Annotated in this window: 13 protein-coding genes and 2 tRNA genes; 9 read left to right on the forward strand and 6 right to left on the reverse strand. The window is 28.2% G+C overall.

Annotation, left to right across the window (positions count from 1 at the left end):
• Positions 1 to 14: 14 nt before the first annotated feature.
• Genes ACFO3U_RS03610 through ACFO3U_RS03620 form a run of 3 tightly spaced genes read right to left on the reverse strand, consistent with a single transcriptional unit; the run spans position 15 to position 2,168 of the window.
• A complete protein-coding gene (locus ACFO3U_RS03610; RefSeq protein WP_379738368.1) occupies positions 15 to 518 on the reverse strand; it encodes a DUF6702 family protein in 504 nt (167 codons plus the stop codon).
• A gap of 17 nt (positions 519 to 535) precedes the next feature.
• Positions 536 to 1,366: a carboxypeptidase-like regulatory domain-containing protein gene (locus tag ACFO3U_RS03615; protein ID WP_379738369.1), complete on the reverse strand. Its 831-nt coding sequence runs from the start codon at positions 1,364 to 1,366 to the stop codon at positions 536 to 538.
• Entirely contained in the window at positions 1,356 to 2,168 is an 813-nt protein-coding gene (locus ACFO3U_RS03620; protein ID WP_379738370.1) for a peptidase associated/transthyretin-like domain-containing protein, read from the reverse strand. Before ACFO3U_RS03620 ends, ACFO3U_RS03615 begins: the two co-directional genes overlap by 11 nt.
• A 155-nt stretch (positions 2,169 to 2,323) precedes the next feature.
• Between ACFO3U_RS03620 and pepE the strand changes: the two genes are divergently transcribed.
• Positions 2,324 to 3,031 (forward strand): dipeptidase PepE, encoded by a 708-nt coding sequence (gene pepE, locus ACFO3U_RS03625; protein ID WP_379738371.1) that lies wholly within the window; start codon positions 2,324 to 2,326, stop codon positions 3,029 to 3,031.
• Positions 3,032 to 3,071: 40 nt separating this feature from the next.
• Here pepE and ACFO3U_RS03630 read toward each other — a convergent pair.
• Together ACFO3U_RS03630 and ACFO3U_RS03635 are read right to left on the reverse strand one after the other, a co-directional pair.
• Positions 3,072 to 3,144 (reverse strand) — tRNA-Gly (locus tag ACFO3U_RS03630).
• Between the two features lie 26 nt (positions 3,145 to 3,170).
• A tRNA-Gly gene (locus ACFO3U_RS03635) sits at positions 3,171 to 3,243 on the reverse strand.
• Positions 3,244 to 3,378: 135 nt separating this feature from the next.
• On the opposite strand from ACFO3U_RS03635, the gene ACFO3U_RS03640 reads away from it, so the two are divergent.
• Entirely contained in the window at positions 3,379 to 3,822 is a 444-nt protein-coding gene (locus ACFO3U_RS03640; RefSeq protein ID WP_379738372.1) for a GNAT family N-acetyltransferase, read from the forward strand.
• Between the two features lie 78 nt (positions 3,823 to 3,900).
• On the forward strand, positions 3,901 to 5,460 hold the full coding sequence (locus tag ACFO3U_RS03645) for a L,D-transpeptidase family protein (protein WP_379738373.1): 1,560 nt from the start codon (positions 3,901 to 3,903) through the stop codon (positions 5,458 to 5,460).
• On the opposite strand, the gene ACFO3U_RS03650 is transcribed toward ACFO3U_RS03645, so the two are convergent.
• Entirely contained in the window at positions 5,431 to 6,147 is a 717-nt protein-coding gene (locus tag ACFO3U_RS03650; RefSeq protein ID WP_379738374.1) for a murein L,D-transpeptidase catalytic domain family protein, read from the reverse strand. The two genes, ACFO3U_RS03645 and ACFO3U_RS03650, sit on opposite strands and share 30 nt — an antisense overlap.
• Positions 6,148 to 6,346: 199 nt before the next feature.
• Between ACFO3U_RS03650 and ACFO3U_RS03655 the strand changes: the two genes are divergently transcribed.
• The 6 genes from ACFO3U_RS03655 (at position 6,347) to ACFO3U_RS03680 (ending at position 15,740) form a co-directional block, all read left to right on the forward strand.
• Positions 6,347 to 8,746, forward strand: a complete 2,400-nt coding sequence (locus tag ACFO3U_RS03655) for a DUF5916 domain-containing protein (protein ID WP_379738375.1) — start codon at positions 6,347 to 6,349, stop codon at positions 8,744 to 8,746.
• 54 nt (positions 8,747 to 8,800) lie between these two features.
• Positions 8,801 to 11,212: a DUF5916 domain-containing protein gene (locus tag ACFO3U_RS03660; RefSeq protein WP_379738376.1), complete on the forward strand. Its 2,412-nt coding sequence runs from the start codon at positions 8,801 to 8,803 to the stop codon at positions 11,210 to 11,212.
• A gap of 39 nt (positions 11,213 to 11,251) precedes the next feature.
• A complete protein-coding gene (gene gpmI, locus ACFO3U_RS03665; RefSeq protein WP_379738377.1) occupies positions 11,252 to 12,769 on the forward strand; it encodes a 2,3-bisphosphoglycerate-independent phosphoglycerate mutase in 1,518 nt (505 codons plus the stop codon).
• Positions 12,769 to 13,290, forward strand: a complete 522-nt coding sequence (locus ACFO3U_RS03670; RefSeq protein ID WP_379738378.1) for a thioredoxin family protein — start codon at positions 12,769 to 12,771, stop codon at positions 13,288 to 13,290. The genes gpmI and ACFO3U_RS03670 overlap by 1 nt, the downstream gene beginning before the upstream one ends.
• 125 nt (positions 13,291 to 13,415) lie before the next feature.
• Positions 13,416 to 14,084, forward strand: coding sequence for a TetR/AcrR family transcriptional regulator (locus tag ACFO3U_RS03675; RefSeq protein WP_379738379.1), 669 nt, complete (start codon positions 13,416 to 13,418; stop codon positions 14,082 to 14,084).
• The gene (locus ACFO3U_RS03680; protein WP_379738380.1) at positions 14,085 to 15,740 is read left to right on the forward strand and encodes a peptidase domain-containing ABC transporter; all 1,656 of its coding nucleotides are present in this window, start codon (positions 14,085 to 14,087) and stop codon (positions 15,738 to 15,740) included.
• Positions 15,741 to 15,745 lie beyond the last annotated feature (5 nt).

The following is a 15,745-nucleotide window of genomic DNA, read 5'->3' on the forward strand; positions in this document are numbered from 1 at the left end:
TTATTAAGTTAGTATTATAGTTGAATTTTTTCTTCTGTATTAGTATTAGTAAACAAAAAACTCTTTTTGTTACTATTTATATTAATATGTAATAAATTTTGTTGTTCAGAAAACTGTTCTGTCAAAATAGTATTGTACATATTTAATGATTTAATTTTGCTTGAATAGTTTATCTTATGGTAACAAATCAATACATCATCTTCATATTCTTTGGCTAAAAAAACCATTTCCTGAGCCTTATCATTTACAGCAATTTTAAATTTTTCTTTAAAATATTTTGCAATTAAAGCATCTGATTCTTTATTTTCTTTTGAAGTGGCTAAATATAATTTCTTTTTATATTTAGTTTCTAAAGCTTTTTCAACATCATCAATAAAAACTCTTGAAATAATTTGAAATTCTTTTTTATCTAGTTTATAATCTACCTGATAAACTCCAATGTAAAATTTATGAGTTGAAAACGAAGTAAGTGAAAACGATAAAAAAAGTACAACTATTGTAACTATAAACTTTTTCATGTAGCAAATATAAAATATTATTCTTCTTTTTGCTGCTTTTTAAACGCTTCAGCTTTAGAAATTAAGTATTCTATAAGTTTTAAATGGTTTTCTGGCTGAAGATATTCTACTAAATCTTCATTTGAAGTTTCAGAAAAAGCTAAAAACATTGGAATATCTTCATTCTTAATTTTTAACTGGTCTGTAAAAAAATGATTTGAAAACTGTTCTTTCATATGTTCTCCAAAAGGTTTTGAAGCCACTTCTTTTAATCGTTTATCATTAAAAGCTTTTTCTGAAGCAGATATTTTGCTTTTATTTCTTCCGACAAGTTCTTTAATTCCTTTTCCTATAAAACCAAAAATCGCAATAAAATTAACAGGTGTTGGAGCTAAAGGATTATAAACAGCAGTATTAATTGGTTTTGTATCTAAAATATCTTTAGGTTTTAATTTCGAATAATCAATTCCACTTAAGTCTGGTGCATAAGTTTTGATTTTCTTGGTGTCGACTTCCATAATTCCAGTTAATGTGTATGGAGAGACTTCTACTTCATTTAATTCGTTAATTCGAGTTTTTAAGTATATTTCCAAAACTTCTCTATCTAAATCGGTTTTTTGAACAATATATTTTGTAGACAAATAAGCCAATCCTTGAATAACCAAAGTATCTTTTTCTCTGATTTTTATTGAAAATTTTCCATCCACATCTGTTACTGCTCCAATATTTGAAGAAACATTAAAAACGGTAATATTTTCTACTTCTAAAGAGTCTGATTTAATTTTTCCAATTACAAGTTCCCTTTCTTTTATTTGAGAAAAAGACACAAATGAAAATAATAAACCTAAAAAGAGTAATTTAGTTCTCATCTTTATCTTCTTTTATTTGTTCTACTTCACTAGATTTTCTGTCTTCAGGTTTTAATGGAATTTCTTTCAATTCTAAAAATTCAACAGCCAATTGATGAATTAAAAAAGTAGCTTGTGTTTTATTTTTTACTTTCATCGCATTAGAAAAAGGCACATCTTCCACAACATAAAAAATAAATCCATCAACATATTCTTCAGGTATATTTAAGGTTTTCATTAAATACTCATCATCAAAATAATCTAATGTCTTTTCTTGAAGAAATTCTTTTCGTTCAACAACAAGCTCCTTTTCGAGCATGTTCGTCCTGCCACTAATTGCATTAATTAAACCATCTACGCTCATTCCTCCCAAAGGAATTAATAGTGGACTATACCATTTAAACACACCAGCTGCTATTAGTTTTCGTTCTGCTTTTGTATACGTTTTTATGTTTGCTGGAACGATTCCTAATGAAACTGCATTGATATTTGGATATTCAGTAATCACAACTTCTCTTAATGATTCGGTTGAAGGTGCAATTGGAACTAAAATAAGTTTTTGCTTGATTTCCTCTTTTGTTATGATATGCTTTTTCTTTTCCAAAAAAACAGCACTAAACAATAATGTATCTGATGTTTTTGCTTTAATCGAAAAATAGCCTTCATTATCAGAAACTGCACCTGCAATATTAGTAATATTGATAATATGAACTCCTTCTAAATCTTTAAGATCAGAAACGATTCGTCCTTTGATTATGGTATCATTTTGAGCCAAAATCAATAAAGGGAAAAATAAAAATAGTAGAAGTAGTTTTTTATGCATAGAAATTAAAATAATATCTTTTGTAAATATAATTGATTGATTTCATAACAAAATCTAAAAGGATTATAAACTTATGTTAATCAAAAATGTAAATTTGTAAATATAAATATGGTTTCAGATTCTGAATCAAATTTAGAATGACAAAAATTAATTTCATGAAAAAAATAATTATTGCGAGTACCTCAACACTTCATAATGGCAACTATTTAGATTACTTATTTCCAACTTTGAAAAAACATTTTGAAGGTGTAAAAAACCTATTGTTTATTCCTTATGCAAGACCAAGTGGTTTAACTCATACTGAATACACTCAAAAAGTTAGTGAAGCATTTACTTCTCTAAATATAAACGTAAAAGGAATTCATGAATTTGAAAACCCAATTGAAGCTATTGAAAAGGCAGAAGCCATTTTTACGGGTGGAGGAAACACCTTTGTTTTGGTAAACGAATTATATAGAAATAATATTTTAAATACACTTGAAAAAGTAGTAAAAAGTGGAACACCTTACCTTGGAACAAGTGCTGGAAGCAACATCTGTGGTTTAACTGTTGGTACAACAAATGATATGCCTGTTGTTTATCCACCAAGTTTTAGAGCTTTAGGATTAGTTTCGTTTAATATAAATCCACATTACTTAGATCCAGACACGAATTCAAAACATATGGGTGAAACAAGAGAAACCCGAATTAAAGAGTTTCATTTTTACAATCCGCAACCAGTTTTAGGATTAAGAGAAGGAAGTTGGCTTGAAGTTTCTGGAAATTCAATTAAACTTAAGGGTGATTTAACAGCTAGATTATTTAAACAAAATGAAAATCCTATTGAAATTGAAACCGAGACAGAACTTGGTAACTTAAAATAAACAAAAAAGCCTAACTTTAAAAGTTAGGCTTTTTTTGAAGAGCGGAAGACGAGGCTCGAACTCGCGACAACCAGCTTGGAAGGCTGGAGCTCTACCAACTGAGCTACTTCCGCAATAAAAATTATTCAGTAAAACTAAGAGCGGAAGACGAGGCTCGAACTCGCGACAACCAGCTTGGAAGGCTGGAGCTCTACCAACTGAGCTACTTCCGCATTAATGAGGTGCAAATATACTTCAAAAGTTTTTTTAATTGCAACTTTTTTTGAAAAATTTTTTTCGCGGTTTTATTGTAAATTTACTTGACAAATTTTTAGAATCATAATCAATTATATTACAATTCATTATAAATGAAAACAACAATAAAAGAACTAAAGCCAGAAGCAATCTACCCTATTCGACATGAGGTTTTAAGAAAAGGAAAACCATTTGAAACAACATTTTTCGAGGGAGATCATGATGAAAAAACCAAACATTTTGGACTAATCTTAGAAAATAAAGTAGTTGGTGTTGTTTCTGTTTACAAAAAAAATTGTGATTCATTTGAAGAGAAAGAACAATTTCAGATAAGAGGAATGGCTATTTTGGAAGAATTTCAAAAAAAAGGATTTGGAAAACTATTAATTGAAAAAGCTGAAGCTGATTGTTCAAAACAAAAAGCAGATTTAATTTGGTTTAATGCTAGAGAAAGTGCTAAAAAATTTTATGAAAATTTAAATTATAAAATTAATGGCAAACCTTTTGATATAGAAAACGTAGGATTACATTACATTATGTTTAAGAAATTGAAATAGTGTTTTTTAATCTTTAAAAATTAGCTATATTTGATACATATGAATAGAAAAAACTACTTTCTTTTATTGTTTATTACAATGTTTTTTTTACATAGCTGTAAAGAAAAAGTTGCTCCTACAAAAGTTTCAAATTTCTTTGTAGACCAAGATTCTATTGATCAAATTATAAAACCTGAATTTTTAGAAAAAGAAAATGACGGCATTAAAGAATTGTATGCTTCATTTGACAATAAAATTATTTGGAACAATGACAAAAACCGAAAAACATTAATTGATTTCATAAAAAAAAGCGAAGAAGATGGTTTATTTCCAGAAGATTATCATTTAAAAGAAATTGACTCTTTTGAAAGAAACAGAACAAAAATTAATTACAGTGATTTTCAAACTTTTGATTTATTACTTTCAAATGGTTTTAAAAATTTGGCCGATGACCTTCATAAAGGGAAATTAAATCCAAGAGATTTATATAATGACTGGGATTTACCTTATAAAAGTCCCATTAAAATTGAAAAAATAATCGAAGCCATTCAAAACAATGAAATTAACGACTTACTTATTGATGTTTCTGTAAAAAATAAATTATATACAGACTTAAAAGAAGGTTTAAAATCCATTTTAAAAAAATCTGATTATAATTTCCCAAAAACAGTAGTTGACACTAAAATTGTAGCCAATGATTCTTCAAAAACAATACAAGTCATTAAACAAAAATTAGTGTATTGGAATGATTTAAATGAGAATGACGGAACATTAGTTTACGATAAAGAAACCATAAAAGCGATAAAAAAATTTCAAAAACGAAATGGATTGTCACCTGATGGTGTTATTGGAAAAGGAACGGTTGACGCTTTGAATTATTCTAAAGAAAAACGTATTGAACAATTAAAAGTCAATTTAGAACGCTGGAAATGGTTTCCTGAAGATTTTGGAGAAAATTATATTTTTATAAACATTCCAGAATATAAATTACATTTTGTTTTTGAAAATGACACTGTAGAAAGCAAAAGAATTGTAGTAGGAAAACCTTCTAGGAAAACACCTATTTTGACTTCAAAAATAAATAATTTAGTTTTTAATCCTACTTGGACAGTACCTCCAACTATTTTAAAAGAAGATTTGGTACCTTCGGCTTCAAAAAACATTAGTTATTTTACACGAAATCGAATTACGATTTTAAATAGTAAAAAAGACACCATTAAACCTAAAGATTGGGATTCAAAAAATTATAAAAGTTATAGATATGTTCAAAGTCCTGGCTACAATAATTCACTAGGTTTAGTGAAATTCAATTTTCCTAATAAATACATGGTTTATCTTCATGATACCAATCATAGAGATTATTTTACACGTTCTTACAGAGCTTTGAGTTCTGGTTGTGTTCGAATTGAAGAACCCTTGCCTTTCGCAAAAACAATATTGATGAAAGATGATGAAGAGTTTTGGAAAGAATCTGAAATAGATACCATAATTAAAAAAGCAAAAACAAAAGTTGTTCCAATTAAAATTAATGTAAAAGTATTTCAGTTATACTACACCAGTTGGGTTGAAAAATCTCAAATTATGTTTTGTCCTGATATCTACAAATTAGATGATGAATTGTACGAAAAACTAAGAAACAAATCCTTTGATAAGAGTTGATTTTCTTGAAGGATGATAAATAAATAAAAGGGATTTATTTTTTATTTTAGTAATAATTTTATTTGAAACATTTACTGGTAAAGCCGGACATCCTAGACTTCTTCCTAATCTTCCGTTATTTTTTGCAAATGATTCATTTACATAATCTGCACCATGAATCACAATTGCTCTTTCACGAGCATTATCATTAACACCTTTTTCAATTCCATCTAATTTTAATGAAGAACCGTGTTTGCCTGTATAAATTTCAGCTGTTAAATAAAAACCTAAGCTACTTTTATAAGACTCTGGTTTATTTGAAAAACTTGTAGCAAATTCTTCTCCTGAATTTCTTCCATGAGCAACAAGAGTATGATATAAAACTTCATTAGATTCCATGTCAATAACCCACAATCTTTTTTGATTGGAAGACAAACTAAAATCAACGATAGTTAAAATATTATTTTCTAATTTATTTTGAGATTTTAAATTTTCGTATCCTTTAAAAGCTTCTTCAAAACTCTCTAAAGAAGGAACGGTTGTAGAATTTTCTTCAATTAAAGAAAATTTTTGTTCTGTTTTTGAAACTGTATTATTAGCTGCTAAATGAAGAGAAACCTCTTGTTTTGTTTTGTTTACTGTATTTTCTTTTGTAGGTTTTGTTGTAAAAAAACTTAAAAAAACAATAAAATAAATTTTATAAATCATTGATAACTAGTTATTAATATTTGTCTCGGGGATGGCAAATGTAGAAATTATTTTAAATAATCCAAATTTTACGGATTAAATTATTGAAAAATTATTTTCACTTAATCGGTAAAACGAGTTATTATAACGAATATTTTTTTACTTTAGTATAATTAAATAATGTTTTATTTATACTTGCATACCCAACATTTATTAACTAATGCTCAAAAGACTTCTTTATTTGTATGTTCTTACATTAAGTACATATGCAGTAAATTCTCAAACCTCTAATAAAAAAGTTGCCCAAGCACATCGGGTTAGTAATCATATTGCTGTTGATGGAAAATTAAATGAAGAAGAATGGAACAATGCTTTGCCATTAAAAGACTTCATAATGTTTTATCCAGATAACGGGAAAGAAGAAAATCCAGATAAAAAAACAGAAGTTAAAATTCTATATGATGATGATGCAATATATGTTGGAGCTACAATGTATGATAATCCCGAAAACATTTTAAAAGAAATTAAACTCAGAGATCAATTTGGAACTTCCGACCATTTTGGTGTTTTCTTCAACGGATTTAATGACAACCAATTAGAATATCGTTTTTTCATTAGTGCTGCTGGTGTTCAATTAGATGCTATTGCAACTTCTGCTGGTGAAGATTACACTTGGGATGCCATTTGGGATTGTAAAGTAAAAATTACTGAGAATAGTTGGGTTGCCGAATTTAAAATTCCTTATGCTGCATTGCGTTTTTCTGAAAATGAAAAGCAAATTTGGGGTTTAAATATGTATAGAGAAATCAAAAAAGATAATACTAGTTATTGTTGGAATTTTATCGACAGTAATCTAAACAACGAAGTAGTTCAAGCTGGAATACTAGAAGGAATTGAAAACATAAAACCTCCAACGCGTTTATTTTTTATTCCATACACTTCTTATTACCACAATAATAATGACAATGGTTCTGACAATAAATTCAAAATTGGAATGGACATTAAGTATGGAATTAACGATTCATTTACTTTAGATGCAATTTTAGTTCCTGATTTTGGACAAACTACTTTTGATAATGTTAATTTGGTTTTAGGCCCTTTTGAGCAACAATTTAACGAAAACAGACCTTTCTTTACGGAAGGAACCGATTTATTTAACAAAGGAAATTTATTTTATTCGAGACGAATTGGTGGAGCACCTATATTGGAACCCATTTTAAGTGCTGATGAAGAAATTACAGAAAACCCAAACACAACAAACTTATTAAATGCAGTAAAAATTTCTGGAAGAACCTCAAAAGGATTGGGAATTGGATTCTTAAATGCTATTACGGAAGACACTTATGCTGAAATTTCAAATACAACCACTAATCAAACCCGAAAAGAATTAATTGAACCTTTTACTAACTTTAATATTTTTGTTTTAGATCAGCGTTTCAGAAAAAATTCTTCTGTTTCATTTATAAATACTAGTGTAATAAGAAATGGCTCTCCAAGAGACGCAAATGTTTCAGGATTAATCTTTGATTTAAATACTAGAGCCAACACTTATAAATTATCAGGTGACTCTAAATTTAGCTACATAAATGATTTTGGAACCATCAAAAGAGGAACAAATTCATCTTTATTTTTTGGTGACACAAAAGGAAAATACCAATATGGTTTTGGTTCTGGGTACATTTCAAAAAACTATGATCACAATGATTTAGGAATTATATTTAGAAACAATTATTATTCATTCAACACAAACGGAAGTTATAGAACTTTAAAAAAGACATCACATTTTAACAACATCAAATTACAATCTGATATTAATACTGAATTTGAAAACAGTACTAACAAATTACAATTAGGAACTATTTCTTTCACTGGAGATTTTTTTAGTTTGAAGAATGATGCTTTAAAATTAAACGCAACATTAAGTCCTTTTGAAACATTTGATTTTTATTTTCCAGGAATTGATGGAAGATACAATTACAATCCAAAATATTTTGATTTAACTTCTGTAATTTCATCTAACAGAAACAGGAGATACTCTTTTGATTTAACAGGTAATTTTGTTAAACATGATCAACCTGGTCGCAAAAGCTACACCATTAGTTTAGGTCAAGAATATCGATTCAGTGATAAGTTTTTTGTACGCTATGGAGTAAGAGGAATCAAAGATAGAAACGACATTGGTTTAGTAGATTACAACAATAACAACATCATCTATGCTAGAAGAGATATTAACACATTGGAACATCAAATAACAAGCAAATACTCCATTAATAATGTCATGAATTTTAATTTAAAAGTCAGATATTATTGGGCCAATGCAATTAATAACAAATTTCTAACTTTAAGAGAAGACGGTTATTTTGATGACAACACAACTTATAATTTAAACAAAAATATAAATCAAAATATCTGGAATTTTGATTTATCATATACTTGGTGGTTCGCTCCCGGAAGTTTAGTTTCTGTGTTATATAGAAATAATGCTAGTTTAGCAGAAAGAAATTTTAACACCAACTTTAGTAACAATTTGAAAAATGTTTTGTCTAATAACCCAAACAATACTATTTCAATCAGTTTTAGATATTATATTGATTACAATCAGGCTAAAAATATTTTTTAAGTAATTTTATCTCAATTGTTTTCTATATATCTAAGACAAAATTAAAAAAACTAAATGTCTTTTAATTTTAAAGCTTTTTTTGTTCTACTTTTTTCTGTTTCAATCTACAGTCAAGAAATCACTATTTCAAAAAAAATACTGGATGCTAAATTTGCTTCAGAAACTATAACTATTGATGGAGAATTAAATGAATCTATCTGGGAAACAGCTCAAGTTGCAAAAGATTTTACTTCTTTTGAACCCAAAAACGGAACACCAATTCCAGAAGAATTAAGATCCGAAATCAAAGTAGCTTATGATAACGATGCTGTTTATATTGGAGCTATCCTTTATGACAATGAACCTTCAAAAATTTTAAAAGAAATTACAGAAAGAGACAACTTTGGAACAAGCGATTTGTTTGGTGTTTTTATAAATGGTTACAATGATGGTCAACAAGATTTTATGTTTTATGTAACAGCTGCAAATGGTCAAGCTGATTGTAACTTTACTTCCCAAGATGGTGAAGATTACTCTTGGAATGCTATTTGGAATAGTAAAGTCAAAATTACCGATTATGGTTGGGTTGTAGAAATGAAAATTCCTTATGCTGCTTTGAGATTTCCAAGTACAGACATTCAAACATGGGGAATTAATTTTTTTAGAGAAGTACGAAGGAACAGACAAAAATATACTTGGAACTACATCGACAATAAAATTGGTGCTTTTTCGCAACAAGCTGGAATTTTAACTGGTATTAAAAAAATAACACCTCCTACTCGATTGTTTTTAATTCCATATGCATCTTCCTATTTAAATTCAAATAAAGAAGAAACTACTTTTACTCAAAAAGGAGGTTTAGATATTAAATATGGAATAAATGATGCGTTTACGTTAGATGCAATTTTGGTTCCTGATTTTGGACAAACAAAATTTGACAATGTGGTTTTAAACCTTGGTCCTTTTGAACAACAATTTAATGAAAACAGACCTTTTTTCACAGAAGGAACAGATTTATTCAATAAGGGAAATTTATTGTATTCTCGTAGAATTGGAGCTGGTCCAGAGTTTTATCCTAACTTGGCAGACAATGAAATAATAGATAAATTTCCTAGTACTGTTAATTTACTAAATGCCATAAAAATATCTGGGAGAAATAATGAAGGTCTTGGAATTGGTTTTTTAAATGCAATTACCAAAAAAACAACAGTGAATATTAGAAATACTGATGATGGAACTTCGCGTGAAGCAGTTGTATCTCCATTGACAAATTATAATGTTACTGTTTTTGACCAACGTTTTAATCAAAATTCTTCTGTTACTTTTATTAACACAAATGTTACTAGAGATGGAAGTTTTAGAGATGCAAATGTTTCAGGGTTGCTTTTTGATTTGAACACCAAAGCGAATACTTATAATTTATCAGGGAAAATTACTGCAAGTAGTGTATACGATATCGAAAATAAAAGCGGAATTAACTCATCCATTTATTTAGCAGAAACTTCAGGAAAAATCAGATATAGTTTAGGAGCTGATTATGTTTCAAAAGATTTTGATAATAATGATTTAGGTATTAATTTTTTAACCAATTATTATGACATTTTTTCAAGTGCAAGTTATCGTATTTTAAATCCAACAAAATATTTTAACACCTTTAGAGTAAACTTGAATAGTTATATGGAGTTCAACAACACTTCAAATTACATTCAAGATAATAATTTCAATATTAATATCAATTCAAACACAAAAAAGAATCATTATTTTGGATTAGGTTTTAATGCAAGACCTTTTGAAAGTTATGATTACTATGAAGCACGTATAAATGATCGCTATTTAATATTACCTGAATACTACGGAAGTTGGTTTAGCGTTTCAACAAACTACAACTATAAATTTGCCTTGGATGTCAACATTGATTACACAAAATTAAATGAACCAGGTAGAGAAGACTATAGTTTATTTGTTAGTCCAAGATACCGATTTAGTGACAAACTTTCGTTAATCTATTCAATCAGTCCTAACATCCAAAAAAATAATATTGGTTGGGTTGATTATTTATCATCTTCAGACGAAATTATAATGGCACGAAGAGATAGAAACACTATTAACAACACATTAACCGGTAAATATTCTATTAGTAGTCAAATGAATTTTAGCCTGTCTGTTCGTCATTATTTATCTTATGCTGAGAACAATAAATTCTTCACTTTACAAGAAAATGGTAGGTTGCTAGAAAATTTAGCTTACAATGCTAATAAAAATTCCAATTTTAATACTTGGAACTTAGATTTATCTTATTCTTGGTGGTTTGCTCCAGGAAGTCAAGCAACTGTTCTTTATCGCAATAATGCTTCTGATTTTAACAGAGTAATTAATAAAAGTTATGGTAGTAATCTAAATAATGTATTTGCGGATAATTTAAATCACACTTTTTCTGTTAGTATTCGTTATTTTATTGACTACAATCAAGCTAAAAATTGGTTGTAATTTAATACCTTTGGATTTGTTAATTGAAAAACAAATCCAATGCACAAGAAAGTAATCTTAATGATTTTAGATGGTTGGGGAAAATCTCCTGACCCAAAAGTTTCTGCAATTGATAATGCAAATACACCTTTTATAGATAGTTTATATACCAAATATCCAAATGCACTTTTAAGAACTGATGGTCTAAATGTTGGCTTACCAGAAGGTCAAATGGGAAATTCTGAAGTAGGACACATGAATCTTGGAGCTGGACGAATTGTATATCAAGATTTAGCTAAAATAAATTTGGCTGTAGCTAATAAAACCATGAATCAAGAAAAACCGTTGATGGATGCTTTTGATTATGCTAAGAAAAACAATAAGACTGTTCATTTTTTAGGTTTAGTTTCTGATGGTGGAGTTCATAGTCACACTTCTCATTTGAGAGGTTTAATTGACGTTGCACAAGCTGAAGGTGTTAAAAACATGTTTGTTCATGCTTTTACTGATGGACGTGATGTTGATCCAAAATCTGGAGCTAATTATATTTTAGACTTAGAAAACTACTTACAAAACACCAACGCAAAATTAGCCTCAGTCATTGGTCGTTATTATGCAATGGACCGAGATAAACGTTGGGAAAGAGTTAAGTTAGCATACGATTTAGTAGTAAATGGAATAGGAACAAAAACAACAAATCCAGTAAAAAATATTCATGAAAGTTATGCCAATGATGTAACCGATGAATTCATCAAACCATTAGTTGTTACTGATGAAAATCAAAATCCATTATCAACAATTAAAGACGATGATGTTGTTATTTTCTTTAATTTCAGAACAGACAGAGGTAGAGAATTAACCGAAACCTTATCACAAACGGATTTTCATGAACAAAACATGCATAAGTTGAATTTGTATTATGTGACTATGACCAATTATGACGACACGTATTCAAATGTTCACGTAATTTATGACAAAGACAATATTACCGAAACACTTGGAGAGGTTTTAGAAAAAGCAAACAAAAAACAAATTCGAATTGCTGAAACAGAAAAATACCCACACGTTACTTTCTTCTTTTCTGGTGGTCGTGAAGAGCCTTTTATTGGTGAAAGCAGAATTTTAAAAAACTCACCAAAAGTAGCTACTTACGATTTACAACCTGAAATGAGTGCTTTTGAATTAAAAGATGCTTTAATTCCAGAACTTCAAAAAGGAGAAGTAGATTTTGTGTGTTTAAATTTTGCCAATGGAGACATGGTTGGTCACACTGGAGTAATGGAAGCAGCCATAAAAGCATGTGAAGCCGTTGATATTTGTGTCAAAGAAGTTGTTGAAACAGCTTTAGAAAACCATTATACAACTATTATAATCGCAGATCACGGAAATTGTGAAACTATGATTAATCCTGATGGAAGTCCAAATACAGCTCATACTACTAATCCAGTACCAATAATTTTAGTAGATAAAGAATTAAAAAATATTAATAATGGTGTTTTGGGAGATTTAGCTCCAACTATTTTAGAATTAATGGGTGTTCAAAAACCTGAAGCCATGACATGTAAATCTTTATTATAATGAAAAAAATATTATTAATATTACTACCTTTTATGTTTTTAAATTGTAGTCCAACAGGAAAAATAATTACTTCAAACAACGAAAAAATTATGATAGGAAAAGCCTCAAAATCTGATTTAGAAAAAGCTCCTTTTGACTCTTGGTTTATTTCGGGTTTTAATGAGTATCAACCTAATCAAGAAATTACAAATCAATTAAAAGATAAGGTAACTAATATTACCGTAACCATTTTCATGGGAACTTGGTGCGAAGACAGCCATAATCAAGTGCCTGATTTTTATAAAGTATTACAAGAATGCCAATTTAAAGATAGAGGAATTACTTTAATAGCTATGGATAAGAACAAAACAACACCTTCAAATTTAGAAGCTGGATTAAATGTTACAAATGTTCCTACATTCATTTTTTATGAAAAAGGAGTTGAGATTAATCGAATTGTAGAATCTCCTATAATTAGTTTAGAACAAGACATGTTAGACATTCTTTCTGGCAAAGATTACAAACCTAACTATTCAAATTAACAACCATATAAAACAAAAACTTCCCGATTTACTTCGGGATTTTTTTTGAACAAATCTTAATCAAAAGTTAAACTGTTACAAATTGATAGTAATACTATTATATTTGCAAAGTAAAACTTATGATTATGCAAAACTTATTTACAAGTTTCAAAATAACAATCAATGACAAATTGTATGTCAAAGACCCTGAAACTTCAGAATTAGGCAAAAAAATTATTCAAAACAGTATCATTTTAATTGATGAAATTGGATTTGAATCTTTCACTTTTAAAAAATTAGGAGTAAAAATTCAGTCTAATGAAAGTTCGATTTACAGGTATTTTACAAATAAACATAAATTATTAGTTTATTTATCTTCTTGGTATTGGTCATGGATAGAATACAATTTAGTTTTTGAAACAAATAACATTTCAAATCCTGTTGAGAAATTAGTCAAAGGAATAAAAATTGTTACTCAAAAAATTGAAGACGATCAAAAAACTCCACATATTGATGAATCAATTTTAAATAGAATTATTATTTCAGAGTTTACTAAAACGCTTTTAACAAAAGAAGTGGATGAAGAAAACAAAGAAGGCTTTTTCTCAGTTTACAAAAGGGTAATTTGTAGAATTATAGAAATGATTGAAGAAGCAAATCCTAATTATCCTTATGCAAAAAGTTTAGCTTCTTCAATTGTAGAAGGAACTTTACATCAAAATTATTTGAAAGATCATTTTAAAAACATCACTAATTTATCTGACGATAATTCCATTACCGAATTCTATTTAGACATCATAAAAAAAGTACTATAAATGAAACCCATTGAAAGATTTAAAAACTTAATAAAAGCTGACAAAAGAGATATCTATCAGCTATTTATATACTCAATTATTGGTGGATTAATAAGTTTATCCATTCCTTTAGGAATACAAGCAATTATTAATTTTATCCAAGCTGGCAAAATAAGCACTTCTTGGATTGTATTAGTAATAATAGTTGTTACTGGTGTAGCTTTTGTTGGAATATTAAAAATAATGCAGTTTAGAATTACAGAAAATCTTCAACAAAAAATATTTGTGCGTTCCTCTTTTGAATTTGCTTATCGTTTTCCAAAAATAAAATTTGAGCAACTATATAATTTTTCACCACCAGAATTAGCAAACCGTTTTTTTGATACATTAACTGTTCAAAAAGGATTTTCTAAATTAATTTTAGAGGTTTCAACAGCTGCTTTACAAATTGTATTTGGTATTTTATTACTGTCTTTATACCATTCTTTTTTTATCTTTTTTGGAATTATTTTATTAATACTACTTTATTTGATATTTAAAATAAATTTCGATTCAGGTTTAAAAACGAGTTTAAAAGAATCAAAATACAAGTACAAAGTTGCTCACTGGTTGCAAGAAATTGCTAGAAATAATTTGAGTTTTAAGAATGATAAATTATTTAATTTCTCTCTAAACAAAAATGATTATTTAGTAAATGAATATCTTCAATATAGAGAAAGCCATTTTAAAGTATTAAGAAGACAATTTATACAGTTAACAGGTTTTAAAGTGTTAATTTCTGCAGGATTACTAATCATTGGAGGAATGCTGGTTTTAGGTCAGCAAATGAATATAGGTCAATTTGTTGCTGCTGAAATTGTTATTATCACAATCATCGCTGCTGTTGAAAAACTTTTCTATGGATTAGAACTTTTTTATGATGTTATTACATCTTTAGAAAAACTAGGTACTGTTGTTGATTTAGATTTAGAAAAAGAAAAAACAATTACTAATTACTCATTGGAAAATGAAGAAATCAACTTAACTACTGAGCAATTAACTTTTCAATTTCCTGATGCAGATTTACCAGTGATTAAAGATGTAAATTTATCCATCAATTCAGGTGATAGAATCTTAATACAAGGTGAAAATGGTTCTGGAAAAACAACTTTAATTAGGTTATTATCTAGATTAATCGAACCTTCAGCAGGTACAATTTTCATTAACAACACCAATTATAAGAAATTTTCATTTGAAGAATACCGATCTAAAATAGGTGTTATTACATTAAGCGATTCCACATTTGAAGGCACAATCTATGAAAACATAACATGTAGTTGCCCAACTGTTTCAATGACTGATGTAAATGAAGTTTTAGAAAAATTAGAACTAACCACATTGATAAAATCATTACCATTAGGTTTAGAAACTCCTTTACTTTCTGAAGGCAAGCAAGTCAACTCTTCTGCTGTTCAAAAAATATTGTTAGCAAGAGTTCTTATTACTAAACCTAAGATTTTATTTTTAGAAGAACCCGTTGACAAACTTGACAAATATACAGCTGGAAGAGTTATTGATATGCTAACAGACAAATCAAATCCATGGACATTAGTTGTAGTTTCAAAAAGCAAATATTGGAAAGAAAAATGCAACCAAATTATAACATTAGAAAAAGGTCAAATAAAATCCATTAAATAATTTAT

The sequence above is a fragment of the Flavobacterium ponti genome, assembly GCF_042652765.1.
In the GTDB taxonomy this organism is placed as follows: Bacteria; Bacteroidota; Bacteroidia; order Flavobacteriales; family Flavobacteriaceae; genus Flavobacterium; species Flavobacterium ponti.

Excerpts from the sequence above, each read along its gene's own strand:
- ACFO3U_RS03620 (WP_379738370.1), bottom strand. The coding sequence starts at position 2,168 with ATGCATAAAAAACTACTTCTACTATTTTTATTTTTCCCTTTATTGATT.
- ACFO3U_RS03680 (WP_379738380.1), top strand. The coding sequence starts at position 14,085 with ATGAAACCCATTGAAAGATTTAAAAACTTAATAAAAGCTGACAAAAGA.
- ACFO3U_RS03670 (WP_379738378.1), top strand. The coding sequence starts at position 12,769 with ATGAAAAAAATATTATTAATATTACTACCTTTTATGTTTTTAAATTGT.
- ACFO3U_RS03650 (WP_379738374.1), bottom strand. The coding sequence starts at position 6,147 with ATGATTTATAAAATTTATTTTATTGTTTTTTTAAGTTTTTTTACAACA.
- ACFO3U_RS03660 (WP_379738376.1), top strand. The coding sequence starts at position 8,801 with ATGTCTTTTAATTTTAAAGCTTTTTTTGTTCTACTTTTTTCTGTTTCA.
- ACFO3U_RS03610 (WP_379738368.1), bottom strand. The coding sequence starts at position 518 with ATGAAAAAGTTTATAGTTACAATAGTTGTACTTTTTTTATCGTTTTCA.
- pepE (WP_379738371.1), top strand. The coding sequence starts at position 2,324 with ATGAAAAAAATAATTATTGCGAGTACCTCAACACTTCATAATGGCAAC.
- gpmI (WP_379738377.1), top strand. The coding sequence starts at position 11,252 with ATGCACAAGAAAGTAATCTTAATGATTTTAGATGGTTGGGGAAAATCT.
- ACFO3U_RS03640 (WP_379738372.1), top strand. The coding sequence starts at position 3,379 with ATGAAAACAACAATAAAAGAACTAAAGCCAGAAGCAATCTACCCTATT.
- ACFO3U_RS03615 (WP_379738369.1), bottom strand. The coding sequence starts at position 1,366 with ATGAGAACTAAATTACTCTTTTTAGGTTTATTATTTTCATTTGTGTCT.
- ACFO3U_RS03655 (WP_379738375.1), top strand. The coding sequence starts at position 6,347 with ATGCTCAAAAGACTTCTTTATTTGTATGTTCTTACATTAAGTACATAT.
- ACFO3U_RS03645 (WP_379738373.1), top strand. The coding sequence starts at position 3,901 with ATGTTTTTTTTACATAGCTGTAAAGAAAAAGTTGCTCCTACAAAAGTT.
- ACFO3U_RS03675 (WP_379738379.1), top strand. The coding sequence starts at position 13,416 with ATGCAAAACTTATTTACAAGTTTCAAAATAACAATCAATGACAAATTG.